Origin of the sequence: Hwangdonia seohaensis (assembly GCF_031932625.1) — a bacterium.
In the GTDB taxonomy this organism is placed as follows: Bacteria; Bacteroidota; Bacteroidia; order Flavobacteriales; family Flavobacteriaceae; genus Hwangdonia; species Hwangdonia seohaensis.
In genome coordinates, this window is sequence record NZ_JAVSCK010000005.1 from 101,911 (window position 1) to 118,742 (window position 16,832).

General features: G+C 37.0%; 16 protein-coding genes. 3 read left to right on the forward strand and 13 right to left on the reverse strand.

Going from position 1 to position 16,832, the window contains the following annotated elements; genetic code table 11:
- Positions 1-29: 29 nt before the first annotated feature.
- Together RNZ47_RS15120 and RNZ47_RS15125 are read left to right on the forward strand one after the other, a co-directional pair.
- On the forward strand, positions 30-386 hold the full coding sequence (locus RNZ47_RS15120; RefSeq protein ID WP_311942226.1) for a four helix bundle protein: 357 nt from the start codon (positions 30-32) through the stop codon (positions 384-386).
- 43 nt (positions 387-429) lie between these two features.
- Positions 430-1,452 carry an endonuclease/exonuclease/phosphatase family protein gene (locus RNZ47_RS15125; RefSeq protein WP_311942229.1) on the forward strand — a complete coding sequence of 341 codons (1,023 nt, stop codon included), beginning with the start codon at positions 430-432 and terminating at the stop codon, positions 1,450-1,452.
- A gap of 53 nt (positions 1,453-1,505) precedes the next feature.
- Here the strand turns inward: RNZ47_RS15125 and RNZ47_RS15130 are convergent, their stop codons facing one another.
- The 7 genes from RNZ47_RS15130 to RNZ47_RS15160 form a co-directional block, all read right to left on the reverse strand.
- Positions 1,506-1,814, reverse strand: coding sequence for a DUF6122 family protein (locus RNZ47_RS15130; protein WP_311942232.1), 309 nt, complete (start codon positions 1,812-1,814; stop codon positions 1,506-1,508).
- The gene (locus RNZ47_RS15135) at positions 1,814-2,437 is read right to left on the reverse strand and encodes a WbqC family protein (RefSeq protein ID WP_311942235.1); all 624 of its coding nucleotides are present in this window, start codon (positions 2,435-2,437) and stop codon (positions 1,814-1,816) included. The genes RNZ47_RS15130 and RNZ47_RS15135 overlap by 1 nt, the downstream gene beginning before the upstream one ends.
- A 54-nt stretch (positions 2,438-2,491) precedes the next feature.
- Positions 2,492-4,069: a signal peptidase I gene (gene lepB, locus RNZ47_RS15140; protein WP_311942238.1), complete on the reverse strand. Its 1,578-nt coding sequence runs from the start codon at positions 4,067-4,069 to the stop codon at positions 2,492-2,494.
- A 103-nt stretch (positions 4,070-4,172) separates the two neighbouring features.
- Complete coding sequence (gene dapB / locus RNZ47_RS15145; protein ID WP_311942241.1) at positions 4,173-4,877, reverse strand: 4-hydroxy-tetrahydrodipicolinate reductase; 705 nt, start codon at positions 4,875-4,877, stop codon at positions 4,173-4,175.
- Between the two features lie 36 nt (positions 4,878-4,913).
- Positions 4,914-5,534, reverse strand: a complete 621-nt coding sequence (locus RNZ47_RS15150) for a DUF5683 domain-containing protein (RefSeq protein ID WP_311942244.1) — start codon at positions 5,532-5,534, stop codon at positions 4,914-4,916.
- The gene (locus tag RNZ47_RS15155) at positions 5,524-6,435 is read right to left on the reverse strand and encodes a ParB/RepB/Spo0J family partition protein (RefSeq protein WP_311942247.1); all 912 of its coding nucleotides are present in this window, start codon (positions 6,433-6,435) and stop codon (positions 5,524-5,526) included. The genes RNZ47_RS15150 and RNZ47_RS15155 overlap by 11 nt, the downstream gene beginning before the upstream one ends.
- A gap of 3 nt (positions 6,436-6,438) precedes the next feature.
- Positions 6,439-7,203 (reverse strand): ParA family protein, encoded by a 765-nt coding sequence (locus tag RNZ47_RS15160; RefSeq protein WP_311942249.1) that lies wholly within the window; start codon positions 7,201-7,203, stop codon positions 6,439-6,441.
- A gap of 179 nt (positions 7,204-7,382) precedes the next feature.
- On the opposite strand from RNZ47_RS15160, the gene RNZ47_RS15165 reads away from it, so the two are divergent.
- The gene (locus tag RNZ47_RS15165; protein ID WP_311942254.1) at positions 7,383-10,151 is read left to right on the forward strand and encodes a M16 family metallopeptidase; all 2,769 of its coding nucleotides are present in this window, start codon (positions 7,383-7,385) and stop codon (positions 10,149-10,151) included.
- 158 nt (positions 10,152-10,309) lie between these two features.
- Here the strand turns inward: RNZ47_RS15165 and RNZ47_RS15170 are convergent, their stop codons facing one another.
- The 6 genes from RNZ47_RS15170 to udk form a co-directional block, all read right to left on the reverse strand.
- Positions 10,310-11,509: a histidinol-phosphatase gene (locus RNZ47_RS15170; protein ID WP_311942259.1), complete on the reverse strand. Its 1,200-nt coding sequence runs from the start codon at positions 11,507-11,509 to the stop codon at positions 10,310-10,312.
- A gap of 144 nt (positions 11,510-11,653) precedes the next feature.
- Complete coding sequence (gene scpA, locus RNZ47_RS15175; protein ID WP_311942263.1) at positions 11,654-13,846, reverse strand: methylmalonyl-CoA mutase; 2,193 nt, start codon at positions 13,844-13,846, stop codon at positions 11,654-11,656.
- A 19-nt stretch (positions 13,847-13,865) separates the two neighbouring features.
- Positions 13,866-14,504: a hypothetical protein gene (locus RNZ47_RS15180; RefSeq protein ID WP_311942266.1), complete on the reverse strand. Its 639-nt coding sequence runs from the start codon at positions 14,502-14,504 to the stop codon at positions 13,866-13,868.
- A 20-nt stretch (positions 14,505-14,524) separates the two neighbouring features.
- Complete coding sequence (locus RNZ47_RS15185; RefSeq protein WP_311942271.1) at positions 14,525-15,895, reverse strand: methylmalonyl-CoA mutase subunit beta; 1,371 nt, start codon at positions 15,893-15,895, stop codon at positions 14,525-14,527.
- Positions 15,888-16,214: an FtsB family cell division protein gene (locus RNZ47_RS15190; RefSeq protein WP_311942274.1), complete on the reverse strand. Its 327-nt coding sequence runs from the start codon at positions 16,212-16,214 to the stop codon at positions 15,888-15,890. Before RNZ47_RS15190 ends, RNZ47_RS15185 begins: the two co-directional genes overlap by 8 nt.
- The gene (udk, locus tag RNZ47_RS15195; protein ID WP_311942278.1) at positions 16,215-16,820 is read right to left on the reverse strand and encodes a uridine kinase; all 606 of its coding nucleotides are present in this window, start codon (positions 16,818-16,820) and stop codon (positions 16,215-16,217) included.
- Positions 16,821-16,832: the final 12 nt, after the last annotated feature.

A 16,832-nucleotide genomic window follows, 5' to 3' on the forward strand; every position in this document is an offset into this window, starting at 1 on the left:
GGTAACGACAAAACTTTAAAAAATTAAAAATGAGTAAATTTAAGTTTGAAAAACTATTGATATGGCAAAAAGCAATGGACTTGGGTGAAGATGTAAATCTGCTTATTGAAAATTTTCCTAAAAAAGAAATATATAATTTATCATCTCAATTATTAAGAGCTATAGATTCTGTTGCTTTAAATATTTCTGAAGGTTCTATTGGCCAATCTAATCCTGAGCAAAATAAGTTTATTGGATACTCTATTCGCTCATTGGCTGAAGTAGTTACTTGTTTGCATAAAGCAAATAGAAGAAATTATATAACTCAAAATCAGTTTGAAAAGTATTATAACGAATCTTTTTATCTAATGAATATGATGTTAGCTTTTAGAAAGAATTTAAAATAACATCTGTCATCTGTCATCTGTCATTTGTCATCAAGCATAAACTATGAAAAAACTAAGTTTTATAAATAAAATCATTTACTTTATAAATGCGGTTTTTGCTATATTACTTTTGCTTTCGTACGTTTTACCCTTTACGCCACCCAAAACCTTTTCGGTATTATCAGTACTTAGTTTGGGCGTTGCCTTCCTCATTTTATGCAATGCTTTGTTTTTTTTGTACTGGCTCATAAGACTTAAAAAGCAATTTATTTTATCGTTTGTGGTGCTTTTAATCGGGTATGTGTTTTTTGGCTCGTTGTATAAGTTTTCGTCTTCAAAACAGATTGACAACCCCAATAATTTTAGTGTGATGAATTATAACGTGAGGTTGTTTAATTTGTACAAATGGATTCCAGAGGACAGCATTGAAACTAAAATGACCGATTTTATTAAAGCCCAATCCCCTGAAATTTTAAGCATTCAAGAATACCATCCGCATAAAAACATCGATTTGTCTTTTTTCAACTATAAGTTTGAAAAGCTTTCTGGTAAAAAAACAAAGTACGGACAGGCCATTTTTTCGCAATACCCCATTGTAAACTCCGGTTCCATTGAGTTCCCAGATACGGGGAATAACGCCATATTTGCCGATGTTGTAAAGGGCGTGGATACCATAAGAATTTATAATATTCACCTAGAATCTTTGCGCATTAATACCAAGGCTGAAAGTCTTAAAAAAGAAAATTCCGAACGTCTTTTTAATAGAGTTGGTAGCACCTTTAAAATGCAACAGTTTCAATCGGAATTATTTTTAAAGCATAAAGCAGAGTGCCCTTATAAAATGATTGTTTGCGGCGATTTTAATAATACGGCATTTTCGTATGTGTACAGAAAAATAAAAGGCGGTTTAAATGATGCCTTTATTGAATCGGGCAATGGGTTTGGGCGCACTTACCATTTTAAATTCTTCCCCGTAAGAATCGATTTTATTTTAACGGACGATACTTTTAAGGTAAATGGATTTAAAGCTTATAAGGAACATTATTCCGATCATTACCCTATTATGGCGACTTTGAGTTTAGAATAGTTACGTCATTGCGAAGGAGGGACGACTGTGGCAATCTGCTTATTAGAAAACTATTACATAAAACTACAATCCACCACATCGGCAAAAATATGAATGACCAATCCCAAAGCCACTAATCTGGATTTTTTGGGAATTAAAAGAAAGAGATAAAACAAAATGGCAAAATAGGAGTGCAACGGATGAAACCCAATACTGCATCGGTTCGGGTCGAAAATTGGGGTTGCCAATAAATGATCCAAATCTATGAGCATACCAGCAATCATCACTAAAAACGCATATTTCCATTGGGATTTATAGAAAATTAAAGCCACAAAAAGTGGAATTAAAAAATGACAACCATAATGTGCAAAGGTCTGTATCATTATAGTGGTGCTAAAGTTTGAGATTCTAAATAATTTAAGGTGTTTGGGCCTTCGTTAAACAACAGGTCCAAAATACTCAAATTAGGTATAAAACCGTGCTTGTTGCTAAACACTTGCATGTATGTTTCAAAGGGTTGAGGCCGTTCTTTTTTAGCATGAACTAAATATCTAAAATCACTTTTATCTTCAACTGTTTTTTGAAAAGTTTTGGTTTTCGAAGAATTTAATTCCAACTGTAAACAATCGCAAATTACCTCAAAACAGGTCATATTAAAATCTAAAATATACTCTGCTTTTTTATGGAATAAAGGCTGAAGCTCATCTTCGTAATATTCAAAAAAAGGCGATGTTCGGTACGCTGAAAGTAAGGATTTCCAATGGAGACTTTGCCAATTTTCATCATTAAAAATTTTGACATCACGGTATTTCTGACGGTTTTTTTGCGAATGGATTACGGGTATATGCAATGCCAGTTTCCCGTTGGCACCGTAGATATAAGTGCGGTTTCTAAAGGTTTGTTTCACAAAATTATCATCCATTTCAAACACGACATGTTTTGCTTTTACCATAGCAACAAAATGCGCGATGTTTGGTAAGTATGTGGGATGAATTAAAGTGTTCATTCGTTTAGTTGTAAGTTGAGTTGTAAACGCCTAAAGGCCTAACATCTCTACAAATTAACTATTGGCCTTCTTGCGTTTACGCCACTTATTAAAACCAATGTATCCAAAAAGAAGCACTAAAAACGGAATAAAATAAGAGGTAGCTTTTCCGCTTCCGTGAACGGTTGTAAAGAAACGTTCCCAACGTGGGTTTTTAATACCGTCCCAACTCATCCAAATAAATACGGGTTTGCCCAAAACATGGTCGAATGGCACAAAGCCCCAACGTCTGGCATCAATGGAGTTATGGCGGTTATCGCCCATCATCCAATAATAATCCTGTTTAAAGGTATAGCTGTTGGCTACTTCGCCATTTATTATAATCTGGCTGCCTTTTACTTGTAATGTGTTGCCTTCGTATTCGGTAATAACCCGTTTGTAAAGCGGTAAAACATCTAAATTAATATCAATGGTTTTTCCCGCTTCGGGGATATAAAGTGGTCCAAAAAAATCGATGTTCCAATTGTAGTTGGGGTCGTGCGGAAACACATTTGGGTCTCTTTCTCCTTTTTCTGCTTTTATTGGTGTTATGCTGGTAACGTTTGGATGATTTTTAAATTTAGCTAAAGCCTCGTCGGAAATAGCAGGGAAATAATAGGTGTTTTGCTGGTTTACAATGCCAAATTGATCTGTAATATCGTAGCGTTCTTTAACATAATTAGGATTGAACTGATTGGTTTTTGGTTGCACATAGTAACTAAATTGTAAATGCGCTCTATCGGGCAACTCGTTTTTCTTCCCGTTTATATATACATAGCCATCACGAATTTCCAAAGAATCGCCTGCGACACCAACACAGCGCTTTACTAAATTGGTTTTTTTATCGATGGGTTTATAATAGTTTCTGTCTGGCGTAAAATCATTCATATCCCTCAGCGTATCGGCTGGTTGATTGAATACTACAATTTCATTTCTTTCGATGGTTTCAAACCCAGGCAATCGCATATAGGGTAACTGCAATTTGTTTATCCATGAAGGATTTTCTTTGTCGTCATCAAATAAATACGATTTTTTGTTTAAAATAGGAATGGTATCGTGCACCATGGGTGCACCAACCGTGGTCATTGGTATTCTGGCACCATAATGAAACTTGCTAACAAACAGAAAGTCGCCCACTAACAATGATTTTTCTAAAGATGACGACGGAATAGTAAAGGGTTGAATAAAATAGGTGTGCACAATGGTTGCCGCAACAATAGCAAATAAAATGGAGCTTGTCCATTCGCCTGAACCCGATTTTGGTTGTAAACTACGGTCTTTTACATAATCTACGTTGGCTACGTAATTTAAATAGAAGTTGTAAAACCCAAGCGTTACAATGGCTAAAAAGGTGTCTAGATATGTGTTTTTACCAAAACTTCTTGCCGTTTCTACCCAAACTACCATGAGCATAATAAGGTTAACTATGGGTAAGAATAATAAAATAACCCACCACCACGGGCGATTGATGATTTTCATTAAAACCACACCGTTGTACACAGGAACAAAAGCTTCCCAGGCTTGTCTACCCGCTTTAATGTATAGTTTCCATGTGCCTAAACCATGAATGACCTGAATAATCAAAATGAATATAAACCATTGTGTTAGCGTCATAATCGTAATTTTTTAATTGTCACCTCGAACTTGGTCGGGAGGTTATTTGTATTTAGTTTAGTTAGTTGCAAAGTATAATATGCTGTTACACTTCGGGAAAAGATTAACCTATATTTAACACGTCGTTCATCGTGAATATACCGGTTTTTCCCACAATCCATTCTGCGGCAATCACTGCACCTAAAGCAAAGCCTTGGCGGTTGTGTGCTACGTGTTCTATGGAAATGGTATCGACTTCACTTTCATAGTTTACAGTATGCGTTCCCGGTACATTTTCAATGCGTTTTGCCGTTATAGTAATGGTGTTTTCTCCATCTTCATCGAGTGTCCAATGATCAAACCCATCATGTTTTTCAATAATTCCTTCAGCTAAAGTAATGGCTGTTCCGCTGGGTGCATCCAATTTTTGGGTGTGATGGATTTCTTCCATGGTAACATTATATTGTTTTAAAGCATTCATCATTTTAGCGAGTGTTTTATTCAATTCAAAAAAGATATTTACCCCCAAACTGTAATTTGAAGCGTAAATAAACGCACCATCTCTTTCCTTACATAAATTAACGGCATCGTTGTATTTATGTAACCAGCCCGTTGTGCCAGAAATAACGGGCACATTGTTGTTTATGCAATTGGAAATATTGTTGAAAGCCACATCTGGGATACTAAAATCTATGGCCACATCGGCTTTTGTAATGTCGTAGTCTTTATCGTCTTTGTCAACCGTTAAAACAATATTATGCCCGCGTTTTATGGCAATTTGCTCTATGGTTTTCCCCATTCTTCCATATCCAAGTAAAGCTATATTCATAGTATTCAAAAGGTTTTTGCTTAATGCCCTTTTGGGCTAAAATTTAAAATTTAAGGTTAACCCGAGATTCCCCGTGGCATCCATTTCGTTTATTTTATAATGAGGTACCAACGATAGATTTTCATCCACATTATACTGCAGTAAATGCGCATCAACATTGGCATCAATAATATTTAAAGCGTACAAACCAACAGTTACCAAAAGCGAAATTTCTTTATTTCGTCTAAACAGTTTTTGGGCACGCCGTAAACCATCATCGGTAACTCTTGGCGTTGACAATTGGTTGCCATTGGCATCAAAATAAAACTCGTCATTTGTAAACCCTGCTAATCTGCTTTTGTAAGCATCGCGGTATCGGTTGTATTCTTTGTTATTGGTGGTATAAAAATAAATTCCGGTTCCTAAAGCCGCATAAACTAAAGGAATTTTCCAATATTTTTTGTTGTAAGCTTGCCCCAAACCCGGTAAAATGGCTGAATAAAATGCCGCCTTTGCTGGCGATAATGGGTTGATGGGATTTCTGATTTTTATAATGGAATCTACTACAACGTCATCAGGAAGTTCCTCGGGTCTTTCCGCGTCATCTTTATTTTGAGCTAATAATGAAAAGCAATTTATAAGTAAAAAAAATATTGTTATTAAAACTTTATTTAGCACCTTGAACCAGTTTTTTAATACGATTAAAATCTTCTTCAGAATGGAAAGGAATGGTTATTTTTCCTTTCCCGTTTTTTGAGACTTTAACGTCAATTTTGTGTCCAAAGTATTCCGAAAATGCAGATATGCCTTTTTTTATGAATTTTGGTACCTCTTCATCACCCTCATTTTTTGAAGGTGTTTTCACCTCTTCATTCGTATTAAAATTACGAACCAGACCTTCGGTTTCCCTAACCGATAATTTATCCGACAATATTTTTTCGTAAATATCGAGTTGCATCGATTGGTCTTCAATAGTAATTAAAGCACGCCCGTGTCCCATTGAAATAAATCCGTCGCGCATACCCGTTTGAATAATGGGATCGAGTTTTAACAAACGCAAATAGTTGGCAATGGTGGAGCGTTTTTTACCCACGCGCTCGCTCATTTGCTCTTGGGTTAAATTAATCTCGTCGATTAAACGTTGGTAGGATAGTGCAATCTCAATCGGGTCTAAATCTTGGCGCTGAATATTTTCAACCAGTGCCATTTCCAAAGATTCTTGATCGTTTGCAATTCTAACGTAAGCGGGAATGGTTTCCAATCCCAATAATTTTGAAGCCCTAAAACGACGTTCACCAGAAACAAGTTGAAATTTGTTTAGGCCTAATTTTCTAACCGTTATGGGTTGAATGATGCCTAATTCTTTAACCGAAGATGCTAATTCCCGTAAGGATTCTTCGCTAAAATTGGTACGCGGTTGAAACGGATTGACTTCAATAAAATCTAAATCCAGCTCAACAATATTGCCTATAACTTTGTCGGCATTTTTATCTTGAACAGATTGAATATCGTTACTCGGGTCGTTTAAAAGCGCCGATAAACCTCTGCCTAAAGCCTGTTTTTTAGTTGCTTTAGCCATAATTTAGGAATTTTTGTTGATAATTTCTTTTGCTAAGCTTAAGTAATTGGTCGCGCCTTTGCTACTGGCGTCATAATTAATTATGCTTTCGCCATAACTCGGGGCTTCACTTAAACGCACATTACGCTGAATAATGGTTTGAAACACCATATTGTTAAAGTGTTTTTGTACTTCTTCAACCACTTGATTGGATAGGCGTAAACGCGAATCGTACATGGTTAGCAATAAGCCTTCAATATCCAACTCGGGGTTGTGTATTTTTTGTACACTTTTAATGGTGTTTAATAGTTTGCCTAAACCTTCCAAAGCAAAATATTCGCATTGAATGGGGATAATTACGGCATCAGCCGCCGTTAAGGCATTTAATGTTAACAAGCCCAATGAAGGCGCACAATCGATTAAAATAAAATCGTAATCGTTTTTAATGTCTTCAAGCGCTTTTTTAAGCATGTATTCGCGAGCATCTTTATCAACTAGTTCTATTTCAATAGCTACTAAGTCAATGTGTGCCGGAATAATATCCAAGTTTGGTGTTTCGGTTTTAACTATGGCTTCCCGTGCCGAATTGGAATGTTCTAAAAGTTGGTAGGTTCCTACTTCAACGGTTTCTACGTCTATTCCTATTCCAGAAGTTGCATTTGCTTGAGGGTCAGCATCTATTAGTAAAACTTTTTTTTCCAGAACGCCTAAAGAAGCCGCTAAATTTATTGAGGTTGTTGTTTTTCCAACACCTCCCTTTTGGTTAGCAATTGCAATGATTTTACCCATTTATTGATTTGGTTTTATTAAGCGTAAAAATACAATTATTTATGAGTATAGGAAATTGAAGTTGTTAACATTCGATTACGAACATATTGTTGTACGAAATCTCTATTTTTTTGTTAAATTTTTAACAATATAAGCCAATTACTTATCTTATATTTACAGAGAACATCAAAAACTTTATCATGAAAAGAATTAATTATCTATTAAAAATTACACTATGCTTTGTGTTATTGACGTCGTTTTCAATAGCTGTTGAAGCTCAAATTAAAAAAACGGCAAGTGTTGAAGGCATTACAGAGTATAAATTGGACAATGGTTTGAAAGTGCTGTTGTTTCCGGATAATTCTGCACAAACCATTACCGTGAATATCACCTATTTGGTGGGGTCGCGACACGAGGGTTATGGCGAAAAAGGAATGGCGCACTTATTAGAGCATATGGTTTTTAAAGGCACGCCCAACCATCCGGATATTCCTAAAGAGTTAACCGAAAGGGGGTCCCGGCCAAACGGCACCACTTGGTTCGATAGAACCAATTATTACGAAACATTTAATGCCAATGATGAAAACCTAGACTGGGCTTTGGATTTGGAAGCCGATAGAATGGTAAATTCATACATAGCCAAAAAGGATTTGGAATCTGAATTTTCGGTGGTTAGAAACGAATTTGAAAGTGGCGAAAACTCACCCACCAGAGTGTTGATGCAAAAAGTTACGAGTGCCGCCTATTTATGGCATAATTACGGGAAATCTACTATCGGGAACAAATCGGATATTGAGCGTGTGCCTATTGAAAATTTACAGGCTTTTTATAAAAAATATTACCGTCCGGATAATGCGGTACTTATGGTGACGGGTAAATTTGAAACCGACAAGACTTTAGCCTTAATTGAGAAAAAGTTTGCAGGGATTAAAAACCCAAACACGCCTTTAAGGGATATCCCAACTATTGAGCCTGCCCAAGATGGAGAAAAGCGCGTTACATTAAGTCGTGTTGGCGATTTGCAAATTGTATCGGCGTTATATCACACACCAGCGGGATCGCACGAAGATTATGCGGCCATGTCGGTTGTGGAGCAGGTGCTTACCGATCAGCCTTCAGGTAGATTGTACAAAGCTTTGGTAGACGGAAAAAAGGCATCTAGTCTTTGGTCGTTTTCACCATTTACAAAAGAACCATCATTTTTATATATAAATGTTGATGTGCCTTCCGATAAATCATTAACCGAAGCAGAAACCACGTTATTGTCGGTGTTGGATGGTTTAAAGGATAATCCGATTACCGAAGAAGAGGTTAATCGTGCCAAATCCAATTTGTTAAAACGAATAGATCAGATAAGTAGAAATTCAGCCTTTTTAGGCACTTATATGAGTGAATTTATTGGAGCTGGCGATTGGAGATTGTCATTCATCCATCGCGATAGGGTTGAAGGGATGACGGCCGAAAAAGTAAATGCGGCTGCACAACGTTATTTAATAAACACCAACAGGACCGTAGGTAATTTTATTCCAACAAAAACACCTATTCGTGTGGAAATCGAGCACACCCAAGGACTTGAGGAATTGGTTACAAACTACAAAGGAAAAGAAGGTTACGGCGCTGGAGAGGCCTTTGATGTGTCTTACGAAAACATTCAAAACCGATTGGACTCAGGCACTCTAAATACAACGCCAATTGAATACGGCTTTATTAAAAAGGACAACCGTGGTAAAACGGTAACCTTGTCGTTCACTTTCAGAAATGGTAATGTTAACGATTTTATGAATAAAGGAAAAATTGCCAGTTACACCGCCAGAATGCTTAATAAAGGCACACAAAATAACTCCAGACAAGATATTGAAGATAAATTGAGCGCTTTAAAATCGTCTGTTGGTTTTGGAGGATCAAACGGTCGTGTAAATGTGTATGTGAGTTCTACCGAAGAAAACCTTATGGAAACCTTGGCTTTAATGACGGATATGCTGAAGAACCCTAAGTTTGACCTAGCCGAATTGGACAAACTTAAAACCCAAGAATTAGCTAGTATTGAGCAGAATAAAACAGAACCTCAATTTTTAGCAAGTAAAAGGTTAGGCGCATTAAATCAGAATTACAAAAAAGGGCATCCACTTTACGTCACATCTATAGAGGAAGATATTGAAGCCGTTAATGAGGTTACAGTTGATGCTATTCAAGATTATTACAATGAGTTTTATGGTATTTCGGATAGTGCAACCTTAGTTGCTATTGGAAATGTAGATGAACAAGCTTTAAAGAATTATTTTGAAAAAGAGTTTTCAGATTTTAAAACCAATAAAGCATACAAACCCATATCGGATAAACATATACCGAATAATGCGGCAAACGAAAGAATTAAAACACCAGATAAAAAGAATGCTATAAGTATTGGTGTTTTGGCTTTTGAAGGTAGTCAAGTTGATGAAGATTATGCGGCCTTACAAATTGCGGGCTCCATATTTGGGGGCGGATTCTTAAACTCTAGAATTGCCGATCGTTTGCGTCAAAAAGATGGTGTGAGTTATGGTGCTGGCGGACGCGTAAGTGTTGATGGCGACGAAAAAGACAAGAAGTCTTCAATTATGGTTTATGCCATTTATGCTCCTGAAAATGCATCAAAAGTGCAAAAGGGTTTTAGTGAAGAAATAGCGCGTTTTATAGCCGATGGCATTACAGAAGACGAACTTAAAGTTGCCGTTACCAGTTGGGTACAAGGGCAAAATGTGTCCAGAGCGAAAGACAACGAATTATCATCTACAATCAATAACAATTTATATTACGATAGAGATATGATGTTTTATAAAGATATTGAAGACCGCGTAACTAATTTAACCGTTGAAGATGTAAATAAAGTGATTAAAAAATACTTTAAAACATTTGATAATTGGACGGTAGTCAATGCCGGGGATTTTGAGAAATCACCAGAAATTAAAACCGATAAAAAAGTAGATTAATATTCAAACTACAATAATTAAAAGAGCCTGTTTAAAAAGTCTAATTCTATGTCATATTGAGCTTGTCGAAATATTTTAACTTCTTGATAATCAAGATTGTTTTCAACAAGCTCAACCTGACAAATTAAATTCAAAAGACTTATTAGACAGGTTCTTTTTTATTCGGTAAAAATATAAGGTTGGGTCCAAGCTTTTTCAAACAATAAATCTTCAATAGGGTTTTGGTGTAATTTTGAAGATGTTATTTTACATCGCACATAAAGCATGTCGTTTGATAATTCAAAACTGGCTTTATCGCTTCCAAATGAAGCAAATACTTCAGGCTCGCCTTGTCCTTTTTTGCATCCAATAAAATCGATTTTGTAAGTTGTGTTTTCATCTGTTTTAACGGCGACAGAAAGGGTGTTGTTCTCAAAAGTCAAGTCGTTTAACGTTACGCCGGTACTCGCATAAAACTGTCCGGTTTCCATAGCGCTTATTAACGATTTGGCACTAAGCGTATCCGCTTGTACCATAATCCAGCCTCTTCCGGCATTACTCCATTTGCTGCCTTTTCTGTGGTAATGGTGCGAATCGTCGGTAGCAAGCCCATACATTATGGGTTTGTTGTTTTCCAAATAGGCGATGTTGATATAATCCCACATCAATTCTGTCGCTATATACTCGTCATTTCCAGAATTGTTAACTGCCGGATGCCCGTTGTACACCTCAAAAAATTGCTCGTTTTTTAAAGCTATCATATCTTCAAGACCAATGGCGTAGCCAAAATTGGGGTGGTTGATATGCGCTATTATCGGGGTGCCGAATTCTTTCTTGTGTTTGGCGAATTCATCCAAGTTGTTTTGCATCACTTCCAAAACGCTATTCCCGCCTTGTGGGTCTATTTTTCTTTTAACATTGGTAGCATTAATGTGTATGGGCTTGCCGTTATAGGCATCGGTTATTTCTTCAGATTGTATGATTAAAAATTTTCCGTTTTCTTCAAATTTTGGTCGGTATTCCTCGTAGGTTTTTAGTTTAACTTGGGTTCTGTTTAACGAATCCACTTTATAGGTAACCCAATCGGAACCATAGGTTTTTAAGTAATTTTTAAATGCGTTTTGATAGATGGAATCCTTTGAAATGGTTTTCCATTTTTCGCCTTCAGCCAATATATTATGATCGGTTAAAGCCACAAATTGGTAGCCGTTACTTTTGTACCAATCCATAATAACCTCGGGAAATTCGTCGCCATCGCTCCAATACGAATGGGTGTGGAGATTGCCTTTGTACCATTGTTTTTCAATTGAAGGCTTGTTTTCGTTGCAACTAAAAAATAAAATAAAGATTGTTAGTATTGATACTTTTAAAGTGTCCATTTTTTTGAGCGTTTGAGAAATATAACTAATGTTTAGTCTATGCTAATCGATGGTTCGTTTAATGCTTCGACTTTACTAAGCATTGGTATTTTATATCAGCCGCTAAAAAACTTAAGTTGTTTTTCCTATAAGGATCAACATCCACTAATCAATCAAAATCTCCAAAATCTTAATCGCGGCATCGCTAATTTTTGTGCCTGGGCCAAAAACAGCTACAGCACCCGCGTCAAATAAATATTGGTAATCTTGTTTGGGTATGACGCCACCAACAATCACCATAATATCGTCGCGACCGTAAGCTTTTAAAGCTTCAATAACTTGCGGTACCAATGTTTTGTGTCCCGCAGCAAGCGAGGAAACCCCTAAAATATGCACATCGTTTTCCACGGCTTGTTTGGCAGCTTCCTGTGGTGTTTGAAATAAGGGGCCAATATCGACATCAAAACCCACATCGGCATATCCGGTGGCTACTACCTTGGCACCTCGGTCGTGACCGTCCTGTCCCATTTTTGCAATCATTATGCGAGGTCGTCGCCCATCTTGTTCGGCAAAAATATCGGCCAATTCTTTTGCTTTATTAAAGCTATTATCGTTTTTTATTTCTTTACTATACACACCGGAAAAGGATTTTATTTGCGCCTTATAACGTCCGAAAATAACTTCCAAAGCATCACTGATTTCGCCTAAAGTCGCGCGTTCGCGAGCTGCTTGAACAGCTAAAGCTAGCAAATTGTGATCCTCACGAAAGTGGGGGTCTTTTGAATTTATTTCTTGATTATCTTTAGTATTTGAATCTATCGAATTTAAGGAAAATTTTGCTGCTTCGGTTAATTTCGATAAAGCCCTTTTTACTTTATCGTTATTTCTTTCGGCTTTTAGCTTATTTAAACTGTCTATTTGTTGATTACGAACCGTTTGGTTGTCGACTTCTAAAGTTTGTATGGGCGCTTCTTCCTTGAGCCTGTATTTGTTAACGCCAACAATGATATCTTGTCCAGAGTCAATCCGCGCTTGTTTGCGTGCCGCGGCTTGTTCAATTCTTATTTTAGGAATGCCCGCTTCAATGGCTTTGGTCATGCCGCCCAAGGCTTCCACTTCTTCAATTAAAGCCCAGGCTTTTTGGGCGATGTCATGTGTTAATTTTTCAACATAAAAACTACCCGCCCAAGGGTCGACTGTTTTGGTGATTTTAGTTTCTTCTTGTAGAAATATTTGTGTATTTCTGGCAATTCGAGCCGAAAAATCGGTTGGTAAGGCAATGGCTTCGTCCAAGGCATTGGTGTGTAAACTTTGTGTGCCGCCAAAAGCCGCCGCAGCCGCTTCAATGGTGGTTCGAGCTACGTTATTAAACGGGTCTTGCTCGGTTAAACTCCAACCCGAAGTTTGGCAATGGGTGCGTAGGGCAAGCGATTTTTCATTCTTCGGATGGAATTGTTTTACCAATTTCGCCCACAGCATACGAGCCGCACGCATTTTGGCAATTTCCATAAAATGATTCATGCCAATCGCCCAAAAGAAAGATAGGCGCGGGGCAAAGGTATCGATGTCCATGCCGGCGTCCAATCCTTTTCTAATGTATTCCAATCCATCGGCCAAGGTGTAAGCGAGTTCGATATCGCAGGTCGCACCAGCCTCTTGCATGTGGTAACCCGAGATGCTGATACTGTTGAATTTTGGCATGTTTTTACTGGTAAATTCAAAAATATCAGAAATGATTTTCATGGAAGGTGTTGGCGGATAAATATAGGTATTGCGCACCATAAATTCCTTTAAAATATCATTTTGAATGGTGCCTGCCAATTGTTCCGGCTTCACGCCTTGTTCTTCGGCGGCAACAATGTAAAATGCCATAATGGGTAAAACGGCACCGTTCATTGTCATTGAAACCGACATTTTATCGAGTGGAATTTGGTTGAAAAGTACTTTCATATCTTCAACCGAATCAATGGCAACTCCAGCTTTTCCAACATCGCCAACTACTCGTTCGTGGTCGGAATCGTAACCGCGATGTGTTGCCAAATCAAATGCCACCGATAAGCCTTTTTGTCCCGCTTCCAAATTGCGTCTGTAAAACGCATTGCTTTCTTCGGCTGTAGAAAATCCAGCGTATTGCCTAATGGTCCACGGTCTGCGTACAAACATGGTGCTGTACGGTCCACGAAGATTTGGTGCTATGCCCGCAACAAAATTAAGATGCTCGATATGTTGCAAATCGTCTTTTGAATAGGTTGATTTTACAGGAATATCTTCAGCGGTCAAAAACGAGCTATGGACCATTGGTTTTTGGTTTTTGGCCGCTGGCTTAATTGTAATATGTTGGAGGTTTTTTCTAGACATTTTGGTTTACCCAATTTTTTTATTGTGGCGTTTTGTTAAAATCTACTTTTTGCACGGATTTTTCAGCATTGGCGCTTGACAAATCTTTATTAAACAGCTTCGCATAATACAAATCGAAAGCGATGTAAGCTGCCAAGTATTTATCGCTTAACGCATGCCTGTAATTAGACATTAACGGTGCGCCAAAAGGTTTCGGACTCATGCTGTTTACTTTTAATAACGAATTAAAAGTTGCTCTTAAATCTGGGTTTTGCATATTTATAGCAATGCATTTTACCAAAGCACCGTTATAGTTTAAATAGCTTTCTGGGTTGTTGGCATCCCACAAGTCGTTCTCGTTTTTTAGGGTTTCAAAAACCATAACAGTATGTGGCGAAACGATGTCTTCGTGTTTTAACCTGCCGTAAATAGCATTTCTGATAAACTGACCGTAAGCCTGAACTAACGAGGCGTTTGGGTTGTTTTTACCATAATACTTTAAAATATCATCTTCAAAAGCAAATAGGGCTTCGCTGTATAATTTGGAGTTTACGTTTTCGCAAGTTAAAACCAAGCCTTTGTCGGCATATTTATATTCTGTTAGTGTGTTTTCATTTTTACAACTTATCAAACCAAAAGTTAATGCGATTACAAAAAGTTTAAAAAATGGTGTTTTCATGGGTGTAATAAAATTTAAAATTATTCGGTTTTTAATCGGTTTTGTTCTAAGCTTTCGGCAAGTCGTTTTTCAACAATAGGCTCAATCAATGTTTTTCTCGACTTGGTTTTTACAAACGGATATAATTCCAGTTCGTCCTTCATTTTATCGTTTGTATTGGGGTGTTTGTTGCTTCCCAATAACACTTCTTCGCCAGCATTAAATTGCTGTTGTTCTTTGTTGGCGCTTTCCTTTATTTTCCGTTGAATGGTGCCTTCTTTCAATTGTTTTAAAAAGCCGCCGTTGGCCTCAATATCCTTAAATAATTCTAAAGCTTTTTCGGCAAGCTGATGGGTTAAACTTTCAATATAATAAGCACCATCGGCAGGATTGTTTACTTTATCAAAATAACTTTCGTGCTTTAAAATAAGCAATTGATTTCGGGCAATGCGCTCGCCAAATTCGTTGTTTTTATGATATATCGCATCGTAAGGCAAGTTGCAAATGGTATTGGCGCCACCCAAAACAGCGCTCATGCACTCGGTTGTGGTGCGCAACATGTTGGTGTTGTAATCGTAAAGCGTTTTGTTGCGTTTTGTTGGAACTGCAATGATGTTGCAATTTGGGTTGATATTATATTCTGAAGCTAATGTATTCCATAGTGTTCTTAGCGCTCTGAGTTTTGCGATTTCGAAAAAATAATTGGTGCCAACCGACACTTGGAAGATAGCATTGAACGTTGATTTTTTTTCGTTATCAATAATGTTTTCAAGATGATTTAAATACGCGTTGGCATGGGCTAAACCATAAGCCAGTTGTTGCACCATATTGGCACCTGCGTTTTGATACAACGATGCATCTACGCTAAACGTATTGGTGTTTTTTACGATAGATTCAAAATGCTTGTGGTCGTCTTTTAAATTGTTAAACCAGTTGCCAGATTTGGCTAGATTTCCTATGATATCTGTTTGAATGTGGATTCCCGCCTTCGTAGGAATGACAGAAAGTTGTTTAACATAGTCGTTATTTAAAAACTGTAAATCGAAATAGAAAAGGGTAGAAGTAAGGTTGATATTTTTCAATAAACCTTCAATTGAAACGGAATCATTCGGAATAATAAATTTGATGCTTTCTGCGCCTCTTTCAATAGCATCAATAGCCTTTAGATTCGATTTCTCAACATCGGCAACAAAAATAGTTTGGCAGATATTCCATTGTGTGGCTTTGGTGTTTGATGGTTTTGGGAACTCATCAAAATCATCGGCATGATAAAACGGTTTTACCGCAATGCCTTCGTTGGAATTCCAAATAAGGGTATCGTTATAATCGGCGCCTTTTAAATCGACTTGAATTTTTTGTTTCCATTGCTTTGCCGACACCGAGTTGAAACCATCAAACAAACGCTTAGTCATCTTTTTTTGTTTTTAAACTGTCTTCGTATTCAATAATAAAAATTTCCTCATCATCCTTTTTCATGTAATAGGATTCCCTAGCAAATTTTTCCATGCCTTCTTCTGTGCTTAATTTTTTAATGGCTTTTTTATCTTTTTCAATTTCTCGTTTATAGTATTTTTTTTCATTCTCCAAAGCTTCAATATCTGAATTTAATTCATGATGAATGAGCCACGAATTGGTATCGAAAAACAGCATCCAAACCGCAAAAACCACAAGTATGAGTATAAACCAATTTTTAAAAGGTTTTAAGTATTTATTTTTTTTGAATTGTGCCATTTACAGTTTTTCGTTAATAATGGTTTTAACAATATCTACGGCAACGGTATTGTATTTATTGTTTGGAATGATAATATCTGCGTACTCTTTCATGGGTTCTATAAACTGATCGTGCATGGGTTTTAAGGTGTTTTGATAACGCAAAAGCACTTCGTTTATATCTCTACCGCGCTCGGAAATATCGCGTTTTAATCTGCGAATTAAACGTTCGTCGGTATCGGCGTGCACAAATATTTTAATATCGAACATATCCCGCAATTCTGGGTTTGTAAGTATTAAAATGCCTTCAACAATCATAACTTTTCTTGGGTGCGTTAAAATGGTATCGCCCGTTCTGTTATGTTTTACAAACGAATATACCGGTTGGTGTATGGGTTTGCCTGTTTTTAGTTCTTTTAAATGATTAACCAATAAATCAAAATCGATGGATCTTGGGTGGTCGAAATTTATTTTAACGCGTTCTTCGTAAGTTAAATGTGTGGTATCTTTATAATATGAATCTTGCGAAATAACACCAACTTCACCTTCGGGAAGTTCGTTTAAAATTTGATTGACAACCGTTGTTTTTCCACAGCCCGTTCCGCCTGCAATTCCTATTATTAGCATCTAAAAAATGTT